The sequence below is a fragment of the Rahnella victoriana genome, assembly GCF_004330295.1.
Classification (GTDB): Bacteria; Pseudomonadota; Gammaproteobacteria; order Enterobacterales; family Enterobacteriaceae; genus Rahnella; species Rahnella victoriana.
Genome location: NZ_SJOJ01000013.1, coordinates 32,687 through 58,064, shown reverse-complemented (window position 1 = coordinate 58,064; position 25,378 = coordinate 32,687). Strand labels below are relative to the sequence as shown.

General features: G+C 55.2%; 22 protein-coding genes. 10 read left to right on the top strand and 12 right to left on the bottom strand.

The features are described 5' to 3' along the window. The first annotated feature begins 3 nt into the window (after positions 1 to 3). Entirely contained in the window at positions 4 to 2,451 is a 2,448-nt protein-coding gene (gene glgP, locus EYY67_RS12680) for a glycogen phosphorylase (protein ID WP_131693659.1), read from the top strand. Positions 2,452 to 2,656: 205 nt separating this feature from the next. On the opposite strand, the gene glpD is transcribed toward glgP, so the two are convergent. The 9 genes from glpD to ulaG all read right to left on the bottom strand — a co-directional run bounded on the left by glpD (position 2,657) and on the right by ulaG (position 11,808). Then, positions 2,657 to 4,168 carry a glycerol-3-phosphate dehydrogenase gene (gene glpD, locus EYY67_RS12675; protein ID WP_131693658.1) on the bottom strand — a complete coding sequence of 504 codons (1,512 nt, stop codon included), beginning with the start codon at positions 4,166 to 4,168 and terminating at the stop codon, positions 2,657 to 2,659. 273 nt (positions 4,169 to 4,441) lie between these two features. Then, positions 4,442 to 5,200, bottom strand: coding sequence for a DeoR/GlpR family transcriptional regulator (locus tag EYY67_RS12670; protein WP_131693657.1), 759 nt, complete (start codon positions 5,198 to 5,200; stop codon positions 4,442 to 4,444). Positions 5,201 to 5,209: 9 nt separating this feature from the next. Beyond that, complete coding sequence (gene glpG, locus EYY67_RS12665; protein ID WP_095923855.1) at positions 5,210 to 6,040, bottom strand: rhomboid family intramembrane serine protease GlpG; 831 nt, start codon at positions 6,038 to 6,040, stop codon at positions 5,210 to 5,212. 108 nt (positions 6,041 to 6,148) lie between these two features. Then, positions 6,149 to 7,417, bottom strand: coding sequence for a type II toxin-antitoxin system HipA family toxin (locus EYY67_RS12660; RefSeq protein WP_131693656.1), 1,269 nt, complete (start codon positions 7,415 to 7,417; stop codon positions 6,149 to 6,151). Continuing rightward, positions 7,414 to 7,902, bottom strand: a complete 489-nt coding sequence (locus tag EYY67_RS12655; RefSeq protein WP_131693700.1) for a helix-turn-helix domain-containing protein — start codon at positions 7,900 to 7,902, stop codon at positions 7,414 to 7,416. The genes EYY67_RS12660 and EYY67_RS12655 overlap by 4 nt, the downstream gene beginning before the upstream one ends. Before the next feature lie 119 nt (positions 7,903 to 8,021). Beyond that, on the bottom strand, positions 8,022 to 9,212 hold the full coding sequence (locus tag EYY67_RS12650) for a trans-sulfuration enzyme family protein (protein WP_131693655.1): 1,191 nt from the start codon (positions 9,210 to 9,212) through the stop codon (positions 8,022 to 8,024). A 142-nt stretch (positions 9,213 to 9,354) separates the two neighbouring features. Further along, entirely contained in the window at positions 9,355 to 9,675 is a 321-nt protein-coding gene (gene glpE / locus EYY67_RS12645) for a thiosulfate sulfurtransferase GlpE (protein WP_095923851.1), read from the bottom strand. Between the two features lie 84 nt (positions 9,676 to 9,759). Then, positions 9,760 to 10,515, bottom strand: coding sequence for an HTH-type transcriptional regulator UlaR (ulaR, locus tag EYY67_RS12640; protein ID WP_095923850.1), 756 nt, complete (start codon positions 10,513 to 10,515; stop codon positions 9,760 to 9,762). Positions 10,516 to 10,743: 228 nt separating this feature from the next. Beyond that, positions 10,744 to 11,808, bottom strand: coding sequence for an L-ascorbate 6-phosphate lactonase (gene ulaG, locus EYY67_RS12635; protein WP_095923849.1), 1,065 nt, complete (start codon positions 11,806 to 11,808; stop codon positions 10,744 to 10,746). A 414-nt stretch (positions 11,809 to 12,222) separates the two neighbouring features. Here ulaG and ulaA point away from each other — a divergent pair, with 414 nt between their 5' ends. The 8 genes from ulaA to malQ all read left to right on the top strand — a co-directional run bounded on the left by ulaA (position 12,223) and on the right by malQ (position 21,453). After that, positions 12,223 to 13,626: a PTS ascorbate transporter subunit IIC gene (ulaA, locus tag EYY67_RS12630; RefSeq protein WP_131693654.1), complete on the top strand. Its 1,404-nt coding sequence runs from the start codon at positions 12,223 to 12,225 to the stop codon at positions 13,624 to 13,626. 42 nt (positions 13,627 to 13,668) lie between these two features. Beyond that, a complete protein-coding gene (gene ulaB, locus EYY67_RS12625; protein WP_095923847.1) occupies positions 13,669 to 13,977 on the top strand; it encodes a PTS ascorbate transporter subunit IIB in 309 nt (102 codons plus the stop codon). Between the two features lie 10 nt (positions 13,978 to 13,987). After that, positions 13,988 to 14,458, top strand: coding sequence for a PTS ascorbate transporter subunit IIA (gene ulaC, locus EYY67_RS12620; RefSeq protein WP_095923846.1), 471 nt, complete (start codon positions 13,988 to 13,990; stop codon positions 14,456 to 14,458). A 25-nt stretch (positions 14,459 to 14,483) separates the two neighbouring features. After that, complete coding sequence (locus tag EYY67_RS12615) at positions 14,484 to 15,140, top strand: 3-keto-L-gulonate-6-phosphate decarboxylase UlaD (RefSeq protein ID WP_095923845.1); 657 nt, start codon at positions 14,484 to 14,486, stop codon at positions 15,138 to 15,140. Positions 15,141 to 15,150: 10 nt separating this feature from the next. After that, entirely contained in the window at positions 15,151 to 16,011 is an 861-nt protein-coding gene (locus EYY67_RS12610) for an L-ribulose-5-phosphate 3-epimerase (protein WP_095923844.1), read from the top strand. Then, a complete protein-coding gene (locus tag EYY67_RS12605; protein WP_131693653.1) occupies positions 16,008 to 16,697 on the top strand; it encodes an L-ribulose-5-phosphate 4-epimerase in 690 nt (229 codons plus the stop codon). Before EYY67_RS12610 ends, EYY67_RS12605 begins: the two co-directional genes overlap by 4 nt. A gap of 257 nt (positions 16,698 to 16,954) precedes the next feature. Next, the gene (gene malP / locus EYY67_RS12600; RefSeq protein WP_131693652.1) at positions 16,955 to 19,369 is read left to right on the top strand and encodes a maltodextrin phosphorylase; all 2,415 of its coding nucleotides are present in this window, start codon (positions 16,955 to 16,957) and stop codon (positions 19,367 to 19,369) included. An 8-nt stretch (positions 19,370 to 19,377) separates the two neighbouring features. Then, complete coding sequence (gene malQ, locus EYY67_RS12595; protein ID WP_131693651.1) at positions 19,378 to 21,453, top strand: 4-alpha-glucanotransferase; 2,076 nt, start codon at positions 19,378 to 19,380, stop codon at positions 21,451 to 21,453. Between the two features lie 44 nt (positions 21,454 to 21,497). On the opposite strand, the gene EYY67_RS12590 is transcribed toward malQ, so the two are convergent. The 3 genes from EYY67_RS12590 to gntX all read right to left on the bottom strand — a co-directional run bounded on the left by EYY67_RS12590 (position 21,498) and on the right by gntX (position 24,551). After that, the gene (locus EYY67_RS12590; RefSeq protein ID WP_119825334.1) at positions 21,498 to 22,916 is read right to left on the bottom strand and encodes a CBM96 family carbohydrate-binding protein; all 1,419 of its coding nucleotides are present in this window, start codon (positions 22,914 to 22,916) and stop codon (positions 21,498 to 21,500) included. 272 nt (positions 22,917 to 23,188) lie between these two features. Next, complete coding sequence (nfuA, locus tag EYY67_RS12585) at positions 23,189 to 23,764, bottom strand: Fe-S biogenesis protein NfuA (protein ID WP_013573573.1); 576 nt, start codon at positions 23,762 to 23,764, stop codon at positions 23,189 to 23,191. 97 nt (positions 23,765 to 23,861) lie between these two features. Next, positions 23,862 to 24,551, bottom strand: coding sequence for a DNA utilization protein GntX (gene gntX / locus EYY67_RS12580; protein WP_131693650.1), 690 nt, complete (start codon positions 24,549 to 24,551; stop codon positions 23,862 to 23,864). Between the two features lie 46 nt (positions 24,552 to 24,597). On the opposite strand from gntX, the gene bioH reads away from it, so the two are divergent. After that, positions 24,598 to 25,368 (top strand): pimeloyl-ACP methyl ester esterase BioH, encoded by a 771-nt coding sequence (gene bioH, locus EYY67_RS12575; RefSeq protein WP_119825331.1) that lies wholly within the window; start codon positions 24,598 to 24,600, stop codon positions 25,366 to 25,368. Positions 25,369 to 25,378 lie beyond the last annotated feature (10 nt).

The window sequence follows — 25,378 nt, the reverse complement described above, 5'->3', positions numbered from 1 at the left end:
GTTATGACTTCACCGTTTAATTACAACTCACCGACAGTCAGTGTCGAAGCGCTTAAGCATTCTATTGCCTATAAACTGATGTTTATCATCGGCAAAGATCCGTCTATTGCGACACAACATGACTGGCTTAATGCCACATTGTTTGCGGTGCGCGATCGCATGGTGGAACGCTGGCTGCGTTCTAACCGGGCGCAAACCTCACAGGATGTCCGGCAGGTGTATTACCTGTCGATGGAGTTTCTGATTGGACGGACACTCTCCAACGCGCTGCTGGCGATGGGGATTTATGACGACCTGAAAAGCGCCCTCGATGAAATGGGCTTTGACCTCGAAGAACTGATCGGCGAAGAAAATGACCCCGGTTTAGGCAACGGCGGCCTTGGACGACTGGCGGCCTGTTTCCTGGATTCACTGGCCACGCTGGCGCTGCCGGGGCGCGGTTACGGCATCCGTTATGAATACGGCATGTTCGCGCAAAGCATCATCAACGGTGAGCAGAAAGAGGCGCCGGATTACTGGCTGGAATACGGTAACCCGTGGGAATTCCAGCGCTACAACACCCGTTATAAAGTGCGTTTCGGTGGCCGTGTGCAGCATGAAGGCGTCAAAACCCGCTGGCTGGAAACCGAAGAAGTTATCGCCTGCGCCTACGATCAGGTGATCCCCGGTTACGACACGGACGCCACCAACACGCTGCGGTTGTGGGGCGCACAGGCCAGTAACGAAATCAATCTGGGTAAATTTAATCAGGGCGATTATTTCGCGGCGGTGGAAGATAAAAACCATTCCGAGAATGTATCCCGCGTGTTGTATCCCGATGATTCGACCTATTCCGGCCGCGAGTTGCGTCTGCGTCAGGAATATTTCCTGGTGTCAGCGACCGTGCAGGACATCCTCAACCGCCATTACACCACGCACCATACTTACGACAATCTGGCCGACAAAATTGCTATTCACCTCAACGACACGCACCCGGTGCTGTCGATCCCGGAGCTGATGCGTTTACTGATCGACGAGCATAAATTCGCGTGGCAGACCGCGTGGGAAACGGTGTGCAGCGTGTTCTCTTACACCAACCACACGCTGATGAGCGAAGCGCTGGAAACCTGGCCGGTGGACATGATCGGCAAGATCCTGCCGCGTCATCTGGAGATTATTTTCCAGATCAACGATCACTTCCTGAAAGAAGTGGCGGAGAAGATCCCCGACGATAACGGCCTGCTGTCGCGCGTCTCAATTATCGACGAAGGCCACGGCCGCAAAGTGCGTATGGCATGGCTGGCGGTGATCGCCAGCCACAAAGTGAACGGCGTTTCCGAACTGCATTCCGAGCTGATGGTGCAGTCGCTGTTCGCGGATTTCGCCCGCGTTTATCCGGACCGTTTCATCAATAAAACCAATGGCGTGACGCCGCGCCGCTGGCTGGCGCTGGCCAATAAACCGCTGTCGGCGGTGATTGACGATGCCATCGGTCAGACCTGGCGTTCGGATCTGAGCCAGCTGGCGGAACTGAAACAGAATCTGGATTACCTGAGTTTCCTGCAGGCGATCCGCAAGGCCAAGCTGGACAACAAAAAGCGGCTGGCGCTGTTTATCGCCCAGAAGCTGAACATTGTGGTGGATCCGAAAAGCCTGTTCGATGTGCAGATCAAACGTATTCACGAATACAAACGCCAGCTGATGAACGTGCTGCATGTCATCACCCGTTATAACCGTATTCTGGAAGAGCCGGATGCCGAATGGGTACCGCGCACGGTGATTTTCGCCGGTAAAGCGGCATCGGCCTATTATGCAGCGAAACAGATCATCCGGCTGATCAACGACGTGGCGGCGGTGATCAACAGCGATCCGCGTATCGGCAACAAACTGAAGGTGGTGTTTATTCCGAACTACAGTGTCAGTCTGGCGCAGCTGATCATTCCGGCGGCGGATCTTTCCGAGCAAATCTCGCTGGCGGGCACCGAAGCCTCCGGCACCAGTAACATGAAATTTGCCCTGAACGGTGCGCTGACCATCGGCACGCTGGACGGTGCCAACGTCGAAATGCTCGAACATGTGGGCGAGGAGAATATCTTTATTTTCGGCAACACCACGCCGCAGGTCGAGGAATTACGCCAGAAAGGTTACAACCCGCATACGTATTTTGAACAGGACGCCGAGCTGCATCAGGTGCTGACGCAAATCGCCACCGGCGTTTTCAGCCCGACCGAGCCGAAGCGTTATACCAACCTGTTCGACACGCTGGTTAATCTCGGCGATCACTATCAGGTGCTGGCGGATTACCGCAGTTATGTCGATACGCAGGATAAAGTCGATGAATTGTATAAACTGCCGGAAGAGTGGACGCGCCGCACGCTGCATAATATCGCCAACATGGGCTATTTCTCCTCGGACCGTACCATTCAGGAATACGCCGATGAGATCTGGAACATTAAACCGGTGAGGTTGTAAAGCGGGAATAGAGGTGGGACTTTCAGCTCCTCCCCCTGCGAAGGGGGATTCAGAAGCGACTTCAATCAGCTCCCTCCCCTGCGAAGGGGAGGGTTGGGGTGGGGTATTAAGGTCAAAAACAAGATGTTAAGTGTGCATAACCACTTGTTTTGTCTGTTAAACCCCCTCCTGGCCTCCCCCTTCGCAGGGGGAGGAGCTAACTAATTTAAGACGCCAGCGACAAATGTTTCTTCTGCTGTTTGTGTGTTTCCAGCCATTCGGCGACGCGTTGTTGCTGGGCTTTATCCAGCCACATACCGAGTTTGGTACGGCGCCAGATGGCATCATCGAGCTGTGACACCCACTCTTTTTCCACCAGATAACGCAGTTCCGCTTCGTAGAATCCGTGACCGAAATCTTCGCCCAGCGATTCCAGGCTGGTCGCATCATTGAGGAACAACTCCGTCTGGCTGCCGTAAGTCCGTGCATAACGGCGTGCCAGCGATTCCGGCAACCATTTGAAACGGGTACGCAGATTGGCGCTGTAGGTATCGCGGTCACCGTTGAGTTTCCCGCCCGGCAATACGGCCGTTTTGGTCCACGCCGGACCGGCTTTCGGATAATACTTCACCAGTTTTTCCAGCGCGTGTTCCGCCAGTTTACGGTAAGTGGTCAGCTTGCCGCCGAACACAGAAAGCAGCGGCGCTTTGCCATCCTGATCGTGCACGTCGAGTGTGTAATCACGGGTCACCGCCTGCGGTGAATCGGATTCGTCATCGCACAGCGGACGCACACCGGAATAGGTCCAGACGATGTCTTCGGTGGTCAGCTGTTTCTTAAAGTGGTCGTTATACACTTTCAGCAGATAACCGATTTCTTTGTCATCGATTTTCACGTCTTTCGGATCGCCGTGATATTCCACGTCGGTGGTGCCGATGATCGAGAATTCATCCATCCACGGGATCACAAACACGATGCGGTGATCTTCGTTTTGCAGAATGTAAGCCTGCGGCTGATTGTGCGCACGCGGCACCACAATATGGCTGCCTTTGATCAGACGGATGCCGTATGGCGATTTCAGCTTCAGGCCGTCGTCGAAGAAATGTTTGACCCACGGACCGGTGGCGTTCACCAGACCTTTGGCGCGCCAGGTGAAGGTTTTGCCGGTATCGATATCTTCGGCTTCCACCATCCACAAACCGTCTTCACGCCATGCGCGGGTGACGCGGGTGCGGGTACGGACTTCGCCGCCACGCTCTTCCACTTCCTGAGCGTTGACGACCACTAAACGCGCGTCGTCCACCCAGCAGTCCGAGTATTCAAAACCTTTGGTCAGTTCCGGTTTCAGCACGGATTCGCTGCCAAATTTCAGGCCCTTACTGGCCGGCAGGCTGGTGCGTTTGCCCAGATGGTCGTACAGGAACAAACCGGCGCGGATCATCCAGGCCGGGCGCAAATGCGGCTGATGCGGTAAACGGAAACGCATCGGGAAGGCAATATGCGGTGCCATTTTCAACAGCACTTCACGTTCAGCCAGCGCTTCGCTGACCAGACGGAATTCGTAATGTTCCAGATAGCGCAGGCCACCGTGGATTAATTTAGAACTGGCCGAAGAGGTCGCGCAGGCCAAGTCTTGCGCTTCAAGCAGCAGAACAGACAGCCCGCGGCCAGCTGCATCTACTGCGATGCCGGTACCATTAATACCGCCACCAATTACGATCAAGTCTTTGGTTTCCACGTCATCTTCCTCCAGATGTTCGCAATAGCTCTTTTATGTTCGTTTTCGCTCACGATTGTAATCGAGAATCGACAAACAAGCCAAGCGTTAACCAAATAAAAACAATTATGCGTGATGAAGGTAACATTTTTGTGTCGGTTTCGAGCAAAACGGCAAGAGGGAATCGAAACCGAGCTCCATGAAGGGCGGGTTTTTTCGCAATTGTTCGTTTTGGGATGTGTCGGGGAGAGGAATACAGGAGCGCCTGAGCGGCGCTCCGCAACAGCAGGAAAATCAGCAGAGTTCGAGATGCACGTCGTATTTGTCGATGATTTGCTTCACGCTTTCCGGCGGCTGTTTATCGGTGAACAGATAATGGATCAGATCCATTTTTCCGAGGTTCACCATCGCGTTACGGCCAAATTTGGAATGGTCGGTCACCAGCATCACACAGCGGGAATTTTCGATAATCGCGCGTTTGGTGCGTGCTTCGTGATAGTCGAATTCGAGCAGCGAGCCGTCCATATCGATACCGCTGATGCCGAGAATGCCGTAATCGAGGCGGAACTGGGAGATAAAATCGAGCGTCGCCTCGCCCATGATACCGCCGTCGCGGGCGCGCACTTCGCCGCCCGCCAGGAACAGACGGAAATCTTCTTTGGAGGTCAGCAGCGTGGCGACGTTCAGGTTGTTGGTCACAATGCGCAGGTTTTTATGGTTAAGCAGCGCATGGGCGACGGCTTCCGGCGTGGTGCCGATGTCGATGAACAACGTCGAGCCGTCGGGGATCTGGCTGGCGACACGTTCGGCGATGCGCGCTTTCGCTTCCGACCACATCACTTTACGGTCGTTATAGGCCGCGTTGACGGAGCTGGATGGCAATGCCGCACCGCCGTGGTGACGGTGAATTTTGTTCTGCTCCGCCAGATCGTTGAGATCGCGGCGGATAGTTTGCGGGCTGACTGCAAAATGCTCCACCAGCTCTTCGGTGCTGACATAACCCTGCTGGCGGACTAAATCGATAATCGCATCATGGCGTTGTGTTTGTTTCACCCGGATCCCCTACTTACTTTTTTTGCGCGGAGTGCGCGTATCAACAAATGCCATGATCAGGCCGAGGCCCAGACCAAATGCATGGGCGGCATTCGACACGGCAGCGCCACCTGTTGCATATCCAATAAACATGAAAATCAGCGAGATGACCAGCAATCCGCCCGGTACGTACAAACGGCTTTCCGGTTTCAGCTGGCCGGTCAGCCAGGCATAACCCATCAGCGCATAGACCACGCCGGACAATCCGCCGAACCAGGAACCGTTGACCATCGACTGGCCCCAGCCGCTGATCAGCGCAGAAATTAATGTCACGGTGAACAGCTTGCCGCTGCCCAGATGCATCTCTACCTGACTGGCGAGATACCACCACCACGCCAGATTAATCAGCAGGGCAATAAAGGAAAAATTCATCAGGGCAGGGGTGAACCAGCGCCATAACTGGAAAACGCGCGAACTGTCCGGCCACGCCAGCCAGCTCATCACCAGCTGGTCACCGACCATCTGTTGCAGAATAAACACCGCCAGACTCAGCACAATCATGCCGATGGTCAGCGGTCCGGCGCGGCTGCGCAGGGTTTTCAGAAACGGCGTATGCGACATGCGTAAATTCGGCTGCGCCTTGCCGGTTTTCCAGCTGGCTTCCTGATAGCGAGGATGCAGCGGATCGCGGACAAACAGCGCCACCTGCTTCTCGGCCTCTTCCAGACGGGATTCATCCTCCAGCCAGAGCTGCACTTCCTGACTTTCAAGTTTTATCGTCAGCGTAAAACCCTGCGTTGCCATGTAATCGACAAACGCCTGAGCGAGGCGGGGGTTGTTCAGGTTAAGAATGCGCACCATAGCGTTAAGCGATTTCCCTAATTGTTTGACTGCGGTAATTCATTGTTATGTAGACAGGCGATAACGGTATCGCCCGATTATCTGTCAGCAGGCGTCTGGTTAACAGTGTCATGCTAACCTAAATGCTGACGACATCGCACTTTGCTCGCGTGCAGAGAGGCCAATTTTGCTGGCAATTGTTGGCCACTGCCTGACGATTTGCCGGCAGCGCCAGATGATATCCTGCGCATCGCTGTCTGAAATGCGAAAAACTGGCGCGACGGAAAGCGCTAAATCGAGATCCATCGCATTATCAGATTCGCTGATATTCAGTTTCAGTCCTGTGCTTTGTGCCACCGGATTCATGTCATAGGCCGGTGCAAGACGCCATCCTTTTCCCGGTTCCAGCAGAAAGCCGTGATTACGCAGATGATCGTCGGTATTGGATACCAGCAAGTTGAAAACGATGCGCGACCAGAGTTCGCGTAAATCCTGATTGGGTTGTGCGCCCTGATTAATAAGTACCGCTGCCAGCTCAAGGTAGCTGACACCGGAAGAGGCGTCATCGCCATCCTGGTGGCCGGTCAGTGTCATGGCCGAGGCAAAATGTTTACGCTGACCCTCTGCCGTCCGGTCAAAACGCTTCACTAAAAAACAGTGGTGAGGATTGGCATAGCGGCGGGCAAGGCTTTCAGGCACATTCAGACCACAAGCTTTTGCCAGCGTATTGACCACCAGTTCCCAGGCGCCGATATCATATTCGTCATTAATGCTGGGGAATTTGGCTATCCAAAGATGACCATCTGGTGCGCTGACGCTGGCTTTCGGTCGGGCGCCGCCAAGCGATCCGCCCGGTGCAATCAGTAAACGTAACCATTCATCACCCGCGGCATCCTGATTTTCACTGTCCTTTTCCAGCGCCCGGCTGGCGGCTTCGAGTTCGCGGATCTGAATGAAAGGAGGAGCCGCGACATCATGACGGTCATCCAGAAAATTGCCTTCATCATTGAGCCGAAAACGCAGCGCGCCGATACGAAAATTGTCATGAACGCCCAGCAGGTAATCAGATTCATGCAGACGTTGAGTTGCAGGGGCCACGCCTGCGCGTTTTTCCCGTTCCAGCCGTCTTTTCATCAACAACCGTCCCCAGCGATCCGGACTGGTATCCGCGAAGGCACCAAAAATATCCTGCCCTTGTGCCGGATATTGGGGGCCAGTGAATAAACCTATCCGTGGATCAAGCTGAAGATTGGCAAAATCAGGATGCTCCAGCGCAGCCTGATCATATTCAAAGGCAAAAATTTCACGACCTGCGGCCTGATGCACATTGAGATAACCGATGCGCAAAGCTGCAGGGAGGGGGTTCCAGTCGGCATATACGGCAATCCTTACCGTCATTTCTTCGTCCTTTTAGGGTTTTTTTTACCGGTATCTTCACCCTCCTGAAGCAGTGACGCTAATGAACCGGCACTTAAAAAATCATCCCTGGCCCAGTCAGTTTCGGTATCCGTTTCCTCAGATTTTAAAGAAGGACTCTCTGAGGGCGCAGATGAAGGCGTCCGTTTTGAACGGGAATTGCGTGAGATGGGTTTACGGGGAATTAATGTGGCGTCCTGTAACTGGCGGCCGAACGGATCATCTTTGAGCAACAAATTGAGATCTTGTTCTACGCCCAGAACCTGCATTACCGCCAGACACGCACCGAGAGTGACGCCTGTGTTGCCGCGTTCAAGATTGCGCAATGTCATGGGAACCATACCTGCGCGTTCTGCGACCTGTGCTGCCGTCAGTTTGCGGCGCAGCCTCGCCAGACGAAGACGATCGCCAAATTCAGTTAATAGCGATTCAGTTGCCGGGAGCAAAGGTGACGTTTTACGGGGCATAGTAGCAGCCAATGTGAAGTGTAAACTGAAAGTATTATGGCGATATATGTTCAATATCGCCATAATAATTACACTTTAGCATGCAGGTGATGTGATGCTCAGCGCGATTTCCGGGTCTTTTACAACCCTTCCAGCGCCTGTTGCAGGTCCGCAATCAGGTCTTCGGTGTCTTCAATACCGATACTGATGCGCACCAGTCCGTCGGTAATACCGCTCTGACGGCGGATTTCCGGCGCGACGGCGCTGTGCGTGGTAGACGCCGGATGGCAGGCCAGCGAATCGGTGTCTCCCAGAGAAACCGCCTGCGTGATGATGCTCAGCTTATCGAGGAAAGTTCGTGCCGCGTTCAGCCCGCCTTTCAGCTCAATGGCCATAATCCCGCCAAACAGTTTCATTTGTTTAGATGCCGTAGCGTGACCCGGATGCTGTTTCAGTCCCGGATAAAACACGGTGTCTACTGCGCTGTGCCCGTCGAGGAATTCCGCGACTGCCTGCGCGCTCAGAGAGCTGGCCTCGACGCGCAGCGGCAAGGTTTTCAGGCCGCGGATCAGCAAACTGGCTTCGAACGGACTCAGATTTCCGCCGAACTGTTTCAGGCCGAGGGTACGGATTGGCGTGATCAACGCCGCAGGACCGGCCACCACGCCGCCGGTCGCATCGCCGTGACCGCTGATGTATTTGGTCGCGGAATGCAGAACGATATCAATGCCCAGTTCCAGCGGGCGCGTCAGGTACGGCGTGGCAAAGGTGTTGTCCGCCACACTGACGGCTCCGGCGGCTTTAGACAGACGGGCGATTTCCGCCAGATCGGCAATATCCAGCCCCGGATTGGCCGGGGTTTCCACCAGTACCACTTTGGTATTTTGGGTGAATGCGGCTTCCAGTTCTTTCACATTCGCGACGTGCACCGGTTTTATGCCATAACGTGGCAGCAGGTTACGCACCACGCCTTCGGTGCCGCCATACAGCGTGCCGATATGAATGATTTCATCGCCGGGCACCAGCAGCGCAAACAACGTGGCGCTGATCGCCGCCATGCCGCTGGCGCAGGCCACGGCGGTTTCTGCGCCTTCGAGCGCCGCCAGTTTCTGTTCGAAAACGGCCACCGTCGGATTGGCGAAACGGCTGTAAATATAGCCGGGTTCTTCACCGCTGAAACGGCGTGCGCCGCTGTCAAAATCCGGGTATGAAAATGCGGATGCGGCGGTGATCGGCGTCGCAATGGCACCGGTCAGGGCATCAGGTTGTTGTCCGCCATGAACGGCGAGGGTACGCATGCCTAAAGAACGTGAAGTGTTCAGATGTTTCATCTTGAAATCCTGTCGATAGTAGGCGGAAATTATATCAACACTGGAGAACGGTAGCTTTTTCGGCTTAAGAACATTTTCGGCGCAGACCGGATAGCCTGGTTATAAAGACTATAGCGTGCGCCGGAGGCAAATAAAGGCAGGATCAGGCTTCGATGTCTTGCGGGAAGGTTTTTGCCCAGGCTTCGAAACCGCCGTCAACGCTGTACACGGATTCGAATCCCTGGCCGATCAGGAACTGCGCGGCGCCACGGCTGCTGATGCCGTGATAACACATCACCAGCACCGGCGTTTTGGCATCGGCCTGCTCAATGAACGCAGGCAGGCTGTCGTTGCTCAGGTGATAAGCGCCCGGCGCGTGTGCGGCGGTGAAGCTTTGCGGGTCACGGATATCCACCATCACGGCTTCGCCGGACGTCAGGCGGGTATGGGCTTGTTCAACGCTGATTGCTTCAAATTGTTCCATTCTGGTCGTGCCTCATAAAAGGTGATGCCACCATTCTACCCAATAATTGCGCGACGAAGACCAGACGAAAAGCAGGGATAAGGGTTAAACCAGGATCACCTGCACGCCTTTCTGGCGTAACTGCGCGATGATTTCTTCGTTCGCTTCTTTCCCGGTGATCAGCACATTGATTTGTTCGGTGCGACTGAACAGCATGCCTGCGCGCTGGCCGATTTTGCTGCTGTCGACCAGCACCGCCAGTTTCCCGACATAATTCAGCATCTTCTGTTCAGCCATCGCGGTGAGCATATCGGTTTTGTACAACCCGTCGGGGGTCAGCCCCGCGCCGCTGGTGAACATCCAGTGTCCGGCATACAGGCTGGCGTCGCCGTCTTGCGGCGCTAAGGTAATGGACTGACTTTTATTGTACTGACCGCCCATGATCACCACGCTGTCATGCTCCTGCTCAATCAGATAATTGGCCAGCGGCAGATAATTGGTGATGACCTGAATGTCTTTTCCGCACATTTCACGGCCCAGCAGAAACGCCGTCGAACCGCAGTTTATCACCACACTCTCACCCGGCTGGCACAACTGGGCCGCCGCTTTGGCGATACGCATTTTCTCGTTGAGATTGTGCGTCTGATGGATATTCAGCGGTGTCCAGTTCTGGCGTGGCTGATTGACCGCTTCTGCCCCGTTGCGTACTTTGCGCAGTTTGCCGAGTTCGTTGAGCTTGGTGATGTCACGACGCGCCGTGGCGGGGGAAATATCAAACTGATCAATCACATCAGCGACGGAAATCTGCCCCTGACGTTGCAGCAGATCGAGAATGGCATTGTGGCGTTGTGGCTCTGTCATGGTGGCTCCGGGCAGGATCGTCAAATGATTATTCCATGATTATAAACGAGCGTAATTGCGAAATGCATTGTTTATGAAGACGCAAATTAACCGGCCTCAATCAATACCCTAAATAATTCGGGTTGCAGCAAGGCGACAAACTCAGAACGCCCCGGGAGCGTAGTTAACTCAGTGACCGGGGCGAGTGAGCGCAGTCAACGCATCTGCAACTTGAAGTATGACGGGTATTTATAGGAAAGATTTAAATGGCAGGTCGGTTTCTGTGGTAAAGCAGTCATCAAAGCCACGCGGATAATGATACTCGAAGTTATCCTTATCATTTGGATACGTGAACTTGCCGCCAACCTGCCAGATAAACGGCTTGAAGCCGTATTTCAGGCGATCTTTTTTCATCTCCCACAGCACGCGGATTTCCTGCGGATCGGCCTGGAAATTCGACCAGATATCGTGGTGGAACGGAATAACGACTTTGGTGTTGAGGGATTCCGCCATGCGCAGCATATCCACGCTGGTCATTTTATCGGTCACACCGCGCGGGTTCTCACCGTAAGAGCCGAGCGCCACATCAATCTGGTACTCGTTGCCGTGTTTGGCGTAATAGTTGGAATAATGCGAGTCGCCACTGTGATACAGGTTTCCGCCCGGCGTTTTGAACAGATAATTCACCGCGCGCTGATCCATCATGTCCGGCAATACGCCTGCGGCTTTCTGCTCTGCGGGCAGGGTGATCAGCACCGTGCGGTCGAAAGAATCCAGCGCGTGAATTTCCACGTCTTTGATCCGCACCACTTTGCCCGGCGTCATCACGATGCAACGGCTTGCTGGCACGCCCCAGCTCATCCACAAATCCACGCAGGTTTGCGGACCGATAAATGGTACGTCGGCAGCACAGTTTTGCATGACGGCGGCGGCCACGTTCACATCGATATGATCGTTGTGATCGTGGGTGGATAACACCGCGTCGATCTCCCTGATCGCAAAAGGATCGAGCACAAACGGCGTGGTGCGCAGGTTAGGCTGAAGCTTCTTCACACCGGCCATGCGCTGCATCTGGTGGCCGGTTTTCATCAGCGGGCTGCTGTGATTTTGCTTGCCGACGCCGCACCACAAATCGACACAAATATTTGCGCCGCCCTCAGACTTCAGCCAGATCCCCGTACAGCCCAGCCACCACATGGCGAAGGTGCCCGGCGCGACGTTTTCCTGCTCGATCTCTTCGTTTAACCAGGTGCCCCATTCCGGAAAAGTGCTGAGGATCCAGGATTCGCGGCTGATCGTTTCTACTTTGCTCATAGTATTCCCTCATCTGAGTTGGCGTTGAAATGACGTCACAATAAATCATTTAATGATTATATATGATTCGATGGTGAGAAAGTTATCACCGAAAACTCATCGTGACAATGATTATAAGCAGGTGATTTTTAGCGTTAAGAAGGGGTGAGCAAAGCAGGATGGAAGGGTTTCAGGGGTTTTTTGCCGGTGTTATTTCATAATATCTGACTGATATTTATCATTAATTGAGTGGGTTTTAGTGAGTTAGCTCATTGTGCCTGTGACGATATCTTGCGAGACTGCTCACAAATAATCATTATGAATCTTTATCTGATTTAATGTGAGCATTAGAGTGCGTCTGTCCCTCACTGTTTAGCGCGGAGTTTGCTCGTTAAGCGCGTTGAAGAGATCCAACAAGGTCAGACGGAGAGTCTTATGGAATTCCTCTACACCATCTTCACCGTATTTTTTAATCAGGTCATGACCAACGCGCCGTTGCTGCTGGGTATTGTGACCATGCTCGGTTACATCCTGCTCAGAAAAAGCGCCACGGTGATCATCAAGGGCACCATCAAAACCATTATCGGCTTTATGTTGCTACAGGCAGGGTCCGGCATTCTGACCGGCACCTTTAAACCCGTGGTGGCGAAGCTTTCTGAAGTCTATGGCATTAACGGCGCAATATCAGACACCTACGCCTCGATGATGGCGACGGTCGAACGCATGGGCGAAGCCTACAGCTGGGTCGGTTATGCGGTACTGATTGCCCTCGCGCTGAATATCCTGATGGTGGTATTCCGCCGGATAACCGGCATCCGCACCATCATGCTCACCGGCCACATCATGTTTCAGCAGGCGGGGCTGATTGCGGTGTTCTTCTTCATCATGGGTTACCCGATGTGGACCACCATCTGGCTGACGGCGATCCTGGTGTCGCTGTACTGGGGCATCACCTCGAACATGATGTATAAACCGACGCAGGCCGTGACTGAAAACAGCGGCTTTTCGATTGGTCATCAGCAGCAATTTGCCTCGTGGATTGCCTGTAAAATCGCGCCCGCTCTCGGTAAAAAAGAAGAGAGTGTGGAAGACCTGAAACTGCCGGGCTGGCTGAATATTTTCCACGACAATATCGTCTCTACCGCCATCGTGATGACCGTGTTCTTCGGCATTATTCTGTGTTCCTTTGGCCTCGATACGCTGCAACAAATGGCCGGAAAAACGCACTGGACGATCTACATCCTGCAAACCGGTCTGATGTTTGCGGTGGCGATTTTCATCATTATTCAGGGCGTGCGGATGTTCGTCGCTGAACTGACCGAAGCCTTTAACGGCATCTCCCAACGCCTGATCCCCGGTGCGGTGCTGGCAATCGACTGCGCGGCGATATACAGCTTTGCGCCGAACGCCGTGGTCTGGGGCTTTATGTGGGGCACCATCGGCCAGCTGATTGCCGTCGCCATTCTGTTTGGCATGGGCTCGTCCATCATGATCATTCCCGGTTTCATCCCGATGTTCTTCTCCAACGCCACCATCGGCGTGTTTGCCAACCACTTCGGCGGCTGGCGCGCGGCGCTGAAAATCTGTCTGGTGATGGGCATGATCGAAATCTTCGGCTGCGTCTGGGCCATCAAACTCACCGGCCTCAGCGCCTGGATGGGCATGGCTGACTGGTCAATTCTGGCCCCGCCAATGATGCAGGGCTTCTTCAGTATCGGCATCGCCTTTATGGGCGTTATCGCGGTGATCGCGCTGCTGTATATGTTCTTCGCCGGTCGTACGTTGCGTGCGGAAGAAGACGCAGAAAAACAGGCGCTTAACCAATCCACTTCTCATTAATGACTTCACACCAATGACGTCTCACAAACCAAGGAGATTCCCATGACAGTACGAATTTTGGCGGTATGCGGTTGCGGGCAGGGCAGTTCGATGATCATGAAGATGAAGATCGGTCAGTTTCTGACGCAGGAAGGCGTGGATCACACCATGAACAGCTGCGCGGTGGGGGAATACAAATCAGAACTGGGCGGTGCCGACATCATTGTCGCCTCCACGCATGTGGCGGATGAAATCACCGTCAGCGGCAACAAATACGTGGTTGGCGTGCGCAACATGCTGTCAGCAGCAGATTTCGGCCCGAAAGTGATGGACGTGATCAACGCGCACTTTTCCGCTGACCTGAAAAAGTAAGGAGCGATGTATGAAGTTGCGAGATTCGCTGGCTGAAAATAATTCTATTTGCCTGAACGCGGACGCTGAAACCTGGCAGGACGCGGTGAAAATTGGCGTCGATATGCTGGTCAGCGCCGGTGTGGTCGAGCCGCGCTATTACCAGGCGATCCTCGATGGCGTCGAACGATTCGGGCCGTATTTCGTGATCGCGCCGGGGCTGGCGATGCCCCACGGTCGCCCGGAAGAGGGCGTGATCAAAACCGGTTTCGCGCTGGTGACGCTGAAAAAGCCGCTGGTGTTTAACCATGAAGATAACGATCCGGTGGATATCCTCATCACGCTGGCGGCGGTGGATGCCAACGCGCATCAGGAAGTGGGCATCATGCAGGTGGTGAACCTGTTTGATGATGAAGCCAATTTTGACCGCCTGCGCGCCTGTACCACCGCGCAACAGGTGCTGGATTTAATCGACCTGACCTCCGCCACGGCGGTTCACTAACTCATTATCTGAGAAGGAATTCATTATGTCTCATTCATTACCGATGTTGCAGGTGGCGCTGGATAACCAGTCGATGGACGACGCTTATAAAACCACGCGCCTGATCGCCAGCGAAGTCGACATCATCGAAGTCGGCACCATTTTGTGCGTTGCCGAAGGGGTGCGCGCAGTGCGTGATCTCAAGGCGCTGTATCCGGAAAAAATCGTGCTGGCGGATGCCAAAATCGCCGACGCCGGAAAAATCCTCTCGCGCATGTGTTTTGAAGCCAACGCCGACTGGGTGACGGTGATTTGCTGCGCCGACATCAACACCACCAAAGGCGCGCTGGAAGTGGCGAAGGAATTTAACGGTGATGTACAGATTGAACTGACCGGTTACTGGACGTGGGAACAGGCGCAGGAATGGCATGACGCCGGTATCCTGCAGGTGGTTTATCACCGCAGCCGCGACGCCCAGGCTGCCGGTGTGGCGTGGAGCGATGCCGATATCACCGCAATCAAACGCCTTTCCGGCATGGGCTTCAAAGTGACCATTACCGGCGGGCTGGCGCTGGAAGATTTGCCGCTGTTTAAAGACATTCCGGTTCACGTATTTATTGCCGGTCGCAGTATCCGCGATGCGAAAGATCCGGTTGATGCGGCGCGTCAGTTCAAAAAATCCATCCGCCAGCTCTGGGGCTAAGGAATATCGCATGATGCACAAAGCCGTTCCGCTCGGTATCTATGAAAAGGCCCTGCCTGCGGGCGAAGACTGGCTGGCACGCCTGACCATGGCGAAAGCGCTGGGCTTCGATTTCGTTGAGATGTCGGTGGATGAAACCGACCACCGGCTGGCGCGGCTTGACTGGTCACGTGAGCAGCGTTTGCAGGTCGTCGATGCGATTTCGCGCACCGGCATCCGTATTCCGTCGATGTGCCTGAGCGCACACCGGCGTTTCCCGCTCGGCGCAGAAGACGATGAAACCCGCAATCAGGGGCTGGAAATCATGCGCAAAGCCATCGTGCTGGCGCAGGATTTGGGTATCCGCGTGATCCAGCTCGCCGGTTATGACGTCTGGTATCAACAGGCCAATGAAAATACCCGCGAGCGTTTTCGCGATGGCTTGCAGGAATCCGTCGAAATGGCCAGCCGCGCGCAGGTCACGCTGGCGATGGAAATCATGGATTACCCGCTGATGAATTCGATCAGCAAAGCACTTGGCTACACGCATTACCTGAACAACCCGTGGTTTCAGCTTTATCCGGACATCGGCAATTTGTCGGCGTGGGACAACGACGTGCAGATGGAACTGGCGAGCGGCGCGGGGCATATCGTCGCGGTGCATGTTAAAGACACCCAGCCCGGCGTATTTAAAAACGTGCCGTTTGGCAGCGGGGTGGTGGAGTTTGAACGCTGCTTTGAAACCCTGCAAAAAAGCGGTTATCGCGGGCCGTATCTGATCGAAATGTGGAGCGAAACCGCCGCCGACCCGATGCAGGAAGTGCGCAACGCCCGCGCCTGGGTGGTGGATAAAATGCAGAAAGCCGGGCTGAACATGGAGGCAACCGCATGACGGAAGCACTGAAACAACGTGTATTTGACGCCAACATGGCGCTGCCGGCTTTTGGTCTGGTGACTTTCACCTGGGGCAACGTCAGTGGCATCGACCGCGAGCGCGGACTGATGGTCATCAAACCAAGCGGCGTGGAATACGAAAAAATGCAGGCCAGCGACATGGTGGTGCTGAACCTGCAAGGCCGGGTGGTTGAAGGGCATTACAAACCCTCTTCGGATACCGCCACGCACCTCGAACTTTACGCCCGTTTCCCGCAGCTTGGTGGCATCGTGCATACCCATTCGACTTATGCGACGTCATGGGCGCAGGCCGGCGTCGCCATTCCCCCGCTCGGCACCACGCACGCGGATTATTTTGCCGGAGCCATTCCGTGCACGCGGCCGTTGTCGCGTCAGGAAGTCGGCGGTGAATACGAACTTGAAACCGGTAAAGTGATCGCCGCGTCGCTGAGCGGCATCGACCCCCTGCATATGCCCGGCATTCTGGTCGCCCAGCACGGCCCGTTCTGCTGGGGCATCACACCGGAACAGGCCGTCCACAACGCCGTTGTGCTGGAAGAAGTCGCCAAAATGGCATGGATCACCGGTTCCATCCGCTGTAACCAAACCCCGATGGATGACTATCTGCTGCAAAAACACTTCCGCCGCAAGCACGGGCCGGATGCGTATTACGGGCAGAAATAATCACGTCTGAGATGCCATTAAAACCCCCTCCCCGCCTCCCCCTTCGCAGGGGGAGGAGCAAAGCCCGATATGCTCACACCCTGCGAATAAGCGTGGGGTTTTAATGGCATCGCCCCCTCCCTACGACATGATTTCATGCATTTTTCCTCATCCCCGCAGTGAGCATTTTTCCAGCATAGGGTTTATACATAGATAGCGAGATCACACTTTTTCTCACGGAAGCATTCCGTCCCCTCAGACAGAAAAGAGACTGCCCTATGTCGAAGATCACGTTCAAGCAGGATGTTTTTTTGGCGGCGCTCACCCGCCAGTGGCAAGCGTTCGGACTCACTTCAGCTTCAGATATGACTCAACATCAGTGGTGGCACGCAGTCAGCGCCGCGGTCGCTGAGCAGCTTCCTCCGCAAAGCGACGCGGTCAGCAGCAAAAGCAAAAAAATCACCCGCCACGTTAACTATATCTCGATGGAATTTCTGGTCGGACGCCTCACCGGTAACAACCTGATTAATCTCGGCTGGTACGAAAAAATTGCCAGCGCGCTGGAGCGGTTTGATATCAACCTGACGGACCTGCTGGAAGAGGAAATCGATCCCGCGCTGGGCAATGGCGGACTGGGACGGCTGGCGGCCTGCTATCTCGATGCGATGGCCTCGGTCGGGCAGCCCGGCATCGGTTACGGCCTGAATTATCAGTACGGTTTATTCCGTCAGCGTTTTGTCGATGGCAAACAGAAAGAGTCGCCGGACGACTGGCACCGCAGCGACTATCCGTGGTTTCGCCATAACAGTTCGCTGGCGGTCAGTGTCGGGATCGGCGGTAAAATCGTGAAAAATGAGCAGGGTGTGTCGCGCTGGGAACCGGAATTTACCCTGCGCGGCGAAGCCTGGGATATGCCGGTGATGGGCTATCGCAACGGCATCACGCAGCCGCTGCGTTTATGGGAAGCTATCCATCCGCATCCGTTTGATCTGGAAAAGTTTAATGATGGCGAGTTTCTGAAAGCCGAACAACAGGGCGTCGAGGCCGCCAAACTCACCAAAGTGTTGTACCCGAATGACAACCATCAGGCCGGTAAACGCCTGCGGCTGATGCAGCAGTATTTCCAGTGCGCCTGTTCGGTGGCGGATATCCTGCGGCGACACCACTTCCATGGCCGCAAAATCAGTGAGCTGCCGGATTATGAAGTCATCCAGCTCAACGATACGCACCCGACCATCGCCATTCCTGAAATGTTGCGTGTGCTGATCGACGAGCATCAGCTGAGCTGGAATGACGCCTGGCACATCACCAGCCGCACCTTTGCCTACACCAACCACACCTTAATGCCGGAAGCGCTGGAAACCTGGGACGAGCGTCTGGTACGCAGTCTGTTGCCGCGCCATTTCCAGATAATCAAACAGATCAACGCCGATTTTAAGAAGTTGGTCAGCAAGGAATGGCCGGGTGACGAGGCGGTCTGGGCGAAGCTTGCCGTGCATCACGACAAACAGGTGCGTATGGCGAACCTCTGTGTGGTGGCCGGATTTGCGGTCAACGGCGTGGCGGCGCTGCATTCGGATCTGGTGGTCAAAGATTTGTTCCCGGAATATCACCAGCTCTGGCCGCAGAAATTCCACAACGTGACCAACGGCATCACGCCGCGCCGCTGGCTGAAACAGTGTAATCCGGCGCTTTCCGCGCTGATTGATGAGCGGCTGAAAACCGACACCTGGGTGAATAATCTGGATTTGCTGAAAGGTCTGGAAGACGGCGTCAAAGACAAAAAATTCTGCAAGCAGTACCGCAAAATCAAACACGACAACAAAGTCCGGCTGGCGGAATACGTCTGGCAGCGCATGGGGATCCGCCTCAATCCCGACGCGATTTTTGACGTGCAGATTAAACGCCTGCACGAGTACAAACGTCAGCATCTCAATCTGTTGCACATTCTTTCCCTGTACCGTCAGATCCGCGATAACCCGAAACTCGACATCGTGCCGCGTGTTTTCCTGTTCGGTGCCAAAGCCGCGCCCGGCTATTACCTCGCTAAAAACATTATCTATGCGATCAATCAGGTGGCGGAGAAGATCAACAATGATCCGATCGTCGCGGATCGTATCAAAGTGGTGTTCATTCCCGATTATTGCGTCTCGGTGGCGGAACTGATGATCCCGGCGGCGGACGTCTCTGAGCAGATTTCGACGGCCGGGAAAGAAGCTTCCGGTACCGGCAACATGAAACTGGCGCTGAACGGCGCACTGACCGTCGGCACGCTCGACGGTGCAAATGTCGAAATTGCCGAACAGGTCGGCGAGGACAACATCTTTATCTTCGGTCTGACCGTCGATGAAGTGAAAGCGCAACTCAAAAAAGGCTACAAGCCGAAAGCGCTGGTGAAACAAGACAAACATCTCAAAGCCATTCTCGACGAACTGGCCAGCGGCTTTTATGCCAGGGGTGACAAAAAAGCCTTTGATCTGATGCTCAATAGCCTGCTCGACGGCGGCGACCCGTATCTGGTGCTGGCGGATTTCGCCGCCTATTGCGAGGCGCAAAAACAGGTCGACGCGCTCTATCGTAATGCTGACGAATGGACGCGCCGCACGCTGCTCAACACCGCCCGCGTCGGCATGTTCAGCGCCGACCGTTCCATCCGCGATTATCAGCAGCGTATCTGGCAGGCCAAACGATAGGAGCCGACATGGAGGACAAGCAACTCGTTGAGGCCGCCCGCCGGGCGGGCATTGTAGACAGTTTTATTAATATGACGGACGAGGTGGAAACGGTCTCCGATGACACGCGTATTGCCTTGCTGGCGGCGATGGGGCGTGGTGTGGCTGACGTGCCGGAGATCACGCCTGTGCCGCCGGTGAAAGTCTTTATCACCGGCAAAAAAATGCGGCTGACGCCGGAAGGCAGCGGCGCATTTCAATGGCAACTGACGCAGGAAAATGGCCGTCAGACGCACGGTGACCTTCCGGCGGGCAAGGTGCTGAACCTTGGTGCGGCGCTGCCTGCCGGTTATCACCAGCTGACGTTATCGCAAAACGGCAATGTCTGGCCTTGCCGGATTATCGTCGCGCCGCCGCGTTGCTATGAGCCGCAGGCGTTGCGGGCGGGCAAAAAACTGTGGGGCGCGACGGTGCAGCTTTATACCCTGCGTTCGGAGAATAACTGGGGCGTCGGGGATTTTGGCGACCTGAAAAAAATGCTCGAGGAAGTGGGAAAGCGCGGCGGGGCGTTCGTCGGGCTTAATCCTATTCATTCGCTGTATCCGGCAAATCCGCAAAGTGCCAGCCCGTACAGTCCGTCGTCCCGCCGCTGGCTGAACCTGACCTACATCGATGTGAACGCCGTGGAGGAATTCGCCGCCAGTCGCGAGGCACAAAACTGGTGGCATTCCAGAGAGACGCGTGACGCGTTATTGCAGGCACGCAGTACGGAGTTTGTGGATTATCCGCAGGTCATGGCGCTGAAATCCGCCGCGCTGAAACTGGCCTGGCCGCTGTTTTGTGAACTGCCGCAAGACAGCCTGCGTAAGCAGGATTTCCGCCGGTTCGTGGAACTCGGCGGCGACAGTTTGCGGCAACAGGCGCTGTTCGACGCGCTGCATGTGCATCTGCGGGATCTGGATTTAGGCCAGTGGGGCTGGCCGGTGTGGCCGCAAGCCTATCGCGATGCCCAAAGCGCGGATGTACGCGAATTCAGTGAGCGTTATGCCAGTGAAGTTGAGTTCTATCAGTGGCAGCAATGGCTGGCGCATACGCAGTTTTCCGCGTGTTATCAGCGCAGCAGGGAGCTGAAAATGCCGATCGGCCTGTACCGGGATCTGGCGGTGGGTGTCGCTCAGGGCGGTGCGGAAACCTGGTCGGATCCGGCGCTGTATTGCCTGAATGCCGCCGTCGGCGCGCCCCCGGATATTCTCGGGCCGCAGGGGCAAAACTGGGGGCTTCCGCCCATCGATCCCAATGAAATGAAAGCCCGTGCCTATCAGCCATTTATTGATTTATTGCGTGCCAATATGGCGGATTGCGGCGCACTGCGTATCGATCACGTGATGGGGCTGCTGCGTTTGTGGTGGATACCGGCGGATCAGGAGGCGGGGAATGGCGCGTATGTCCGTTATCCGCTGGAGGATTTACTCGGCGTGCTGGCGCTGGAAAGTCAGCGGCATCAGTGCATGGTGATTGGCGAAGATCTCGGTACAGTGCCGAAAGAGATTGTCGCCAGCCTGCGTGACAGCGGCGTGTATTCCTACAAGGTGTTGTATTTCGAACACGATAAAAACTACGTTTACCGGCCACCGGAGGATTATGTTTCGCAGGCGATGGCAACGGTCACCACGCATGATCTGCCGACGTTGCGCGGTTACTGGGAAGGTGGCGATTTAACGCTTGGTGCGTCGCTGGGTGTTTATCCTGATCCGCAGGTGCTGGAGAAATTGCGCGGGGAGCGTGAACACAGCAAGCAGGGATTGCTGGATGCGTTACATCGGACAGGGTGCGTGCCGAAATCGATCGGCAAAACCGCAGCAAACATGCCGATGACGCCGGTGCTAAATGGCGGGCTGCAGCGTTATCTGGCGGCGAGCGCCAGCGCATTGCTCGGCCTGCAACCGGAAGACTGGCTGGATATGGATTTGCCGGTTAATGTGCCGGGCACGAATACCGAATACCCTAACTGGCGGCGCAAACTGACGCGAACGCTGGAGGAAATGTTTGGCGATGAGCATATTGATGCGCTGCTGGCCGATTTGAGCAAACGGCGAAAGGGGTAATCCAGGAAGCAGAAAAGGGCCTGAGTTTCCTCAGGCCGCTGTGATTAATTCTCTGTTGCCGCCTTGTAGCCTTTCACGATCAGCAACGGTGGATGGTTGGTTTCGGTGGAATCGAAGGTGTACGTCCCGCCGTTCTGATCACCGCCGAGGTAGAAAGCGACTTCTGTTTTGCCTTCTGCCAGCGCCTGTCGGACCGCCGTATCCACAGTAATATCGCGATACTGATGATTATTGTTCATCGAGACTGATCCTGCGGACTGGTAATCCGTTGCCGGATGGTTATCCCAGTTCACTGTTTTGCCATCCCAGTCTGTTGAGGTGTTGTAGGCATATAATCTACCGGTGGCAGTTGAAGCAGCATTGCCACCAAACACCCGCAGACGGTAGACGAATAATCCCTCTTCAGAGGCCGGGATGGCTTCCGGCAGTGCAGGAATTTTAAACTTAAACAGGATCAGGCTTTCCGGATTGCTGGCATGGCCGCCGTTTTTCCAGTTGTCGCTGGCGGTCAGCAATGTGCTGCTGCCGTAATTGGTGCTGCTGTTGGTACTGCTGACAACCGTGTCTTCCAGTGCCGGCTCGTAGCTGTAAGGGATGGTGTTACTGCAATCGAAAGCCAGATTCATGCACAAGTCGGTCATGTATTTCGCTGACTGTTCAGGCCAGCCATTCACGAAATCCGCATGGGCTGTATAAATGCTGCCCCACTTCTCGATGCGTTGATCACCGACCATTTCAGGGTCCAGCGAAAGCTGTATTTTGCTGGTATCCAGTGAGGTGATCTGCGGCAACACGTAGGCAATGTTCATGTTGACCTTAGGTATTTTCACCGGAAAAGCCGCAGGACAGACATTGTTTGAGTCATATGTGGCGTTCGCCACACCCTTCTCAGGTTTCAGATGAACACCGTCCCAGCAGTTGGGGAAGTTAATGCCGATGTTGAACTGCACGGCATCCCCGCCTGAGCGCAAACCACAGACCTGATCGGCGGTGTTTGTGTAGCCGTTGCCATTGGCACACAAGAAGCTTACGTGCGGATTGGGGCCGGTGCCCACGTGATCCCCGGCCAGCAACTGTAACCCCTTTGGGAAAGGCGTCAGCGGATACTTTTCTACCGAGTTGGCCTGATAGTAGGTTTTCTGATACGACGGCTTCACCACTTCGCCTGTAGGCAGTTTCATGGTCGGTGCCCAATAGGCGGTGGAGTCCGCCTTATTGTCACAGGTAGTTTCCGGTTTTGCCTGCAACGTATCGTAGGTGGAATACGCATCCGTGCTGGTGTTACCGAAGAAGTCGTGGAGCATCGCATGATTGGGCATACCAAACATCAGAATGGCATCGTCGCCCAGCGTGTGACTGTAGGAACAGGAGACGTTCGACTGGCCGGACGCCGCATGAGACGCCAGCGGTGTCAGGGCGAACAGACCTGCGAGAGGCACTAAAACGCGTAAGATTTTTTTCATAACAGACTCCGGACAGACAGTGATTTCCTTAGAAATGACATCCGGGGAAGTGTGTGTTCCGTGCCTGACGCCTGCGGCAAAAAGCAGGTCTGAGACGTGTTGTATTACACGATTCCTTTTCCCCTGCCTCTGTTTTATGCGCAATCCGCAGGCGCTGACAGCGGGTCTGGTTGTGCCATCACGGGCACATCCGGAAGGGGGGAAAACAGGCAATAAAAAGGGCTCAGCAGTGCTGAACCCTTGATGATGGAGACTGAAATGTACTCAGGCGATCAGTAGAACGAGTGCTCGCCGCGCTGGTGTTCGGTCAGGTCGCGCACGCCTTTCAGCTCAGGGAAGTTTTGCAGCAGTTCTTTCTCGATGCCGTCTTTCAGGGTGACATCAATCATGGAACAGCCGTTACAACCGCCGCCGAATTGCAGGATAGCAATGCCGTCGTCGGTGATTTCCATCAGGGAAACACGGCCGCCGTGGCTGGCTAACTGCGGGTTAATCTGCGACTGCAACTGATATTCAACACGTTCCATCAGCGGCGCATCGTCAGAGACTTTACGCATTTTGGCGTTCGGTGCCTTCAGCGTCAGCTGGGACCCCAGCTGATCGGTGACGAAGTCGATCACCGCGTCCTGCAGATAAGGCGCGCTTAATTCATCAATAAAAGCAGACAGTTTCTCGAACTTCAGTTCGGTATCCGTCGCTTCTACGGCGTCAGGTGGGCAATAGGAGACACCGCATTCTGCGGTTGGCGTACCGGGATTGATCACGAATACGCGGATTTGGGTGCCTTCTTCCTGGCTTGCCAGCAATTTGGCAAAGTGCTCTTGGGCAGCATCGGTAATAAGGATCATAACATTCGCTCAATAGTTGACTACTCTAGTTGGTTATAATACGCCCTTTGTTTTTACCCGTCACCCTCAGTGTTGCGCTGGTGTTAGCAGCACGTGCCTATGTCTGCAACGTCCGGCAAATACAGGCGATTTGCAGCGAAGCAACGCCCTGATTGCGCAGAATTTTACCGATTTCCCGCACCGTGCTGCCGGTGGTGACCACATCATCGAGCAACATCACGTGTTTACCGCGCAGGCGGGTATGGCAGGTAAACGCCTTGCGCAGATTCCACTTCCGCTCCCGTTCGGTCAGGCTTTGCTGTGATGTCGTTTGCCGGTCACGGCTTAACGCACCGGGGAGATACTCACAATGCAGCCAGCGCGCCAGCGGTCTGGCGAGCAATTCACTCTGATTAAAACCCCGCCAGGCATAACGTTGCCGGTGCAGCGGCACGCTGAGGATGACATCGGGGCGGCGCAGGGTATTGCCCCGGTAGCGTTCCAGCCAGCGCAGCAGGAGCAGACGGGCGAGCGCGGTGTCCGGTTCCGGAAACCGGGACGATTTAAGGCGTAGCACCAGCCCGCTGACCGGCGGCTCATAGGGTGTGGCGAAAACCATGGCATCCCACGGCGGCGGTTTTTGCAGGCAGCGCCCGCAGTCGTGATGACCGCCGGAAGAGGGCAGTCCGCAGCGCGGGCAGCACGGCGGCGCGACGGGCAGATGTGACAGGCACACACTGCAAATGCCCTGAACCGCAAGATGCAGCGGACACTGGCATAGCCAACAGCGGCTGGCAATTGTTAGCATAGTGGCGGATTCCTTTTGCCATTCAGACAGACACGGACAATACGCTATGAAAACGCTTTACCGGGAGACAATCGGCGAAGGAGATCGCCATCTTGTGCTGCTTCACGGATGGGGGCTGAATGCCGAAGTGTGGCGTTACACCGCAGAGCGACTTGCGCCGCAATTTTGTCTGCATCTGGTGGATTTACCGGGCTATGGTCGCAGTGAAGATTTCCCGGCCATGAGCCTGACGGAAATGGCCGACATTGTGCTGGAGGCGATGCCGGAAAAGGCGTCATGGATGGGCTGGTCGCTGGGCGGGCTGGTCGCCAGTCAGGTGGCGCTGAGCGCACCGGAGCGCGTCGAAAAGCTGATCACCGTGGCGTCCTCGCCCTGCTTTGGCGCGCAGGAAAACTGGCCGGGGATCCGCCCCGACGTCTTGCAGGGATTCCAGCATCAGCTGAGTGAAGATTTTCAGCGCACCGTCGAGCGTTTTCTGGCCCTGCAAACGCTCGGCAGCAACAGCGCACGTCAGGATGCGCGCCTGCTGAAATCCATTGTACTCGGACAGCCGATGCCTTGCGTGGATGTGCTGAACGGCGGGCTGGAGATTTTACGCCAGGTCGATTTACGCCAGGCCATGACGACGCTGACGCTGCCGCTATTGCGCATTTACGGCGCGCTGGACGGACTGGTGCCGCGCAAAATAGTGCCGCTGCTGGATGCCTTACTGCCGCATTCCCGTTCTGAAATCATTGATAAAGCGGCACATGCGCCGTTTATCTCCCATCCCGAAAAGTTTTGTGAGCTTGTCGAGCGGTTCCTGGTTTCAGACTGAAAATCAATGT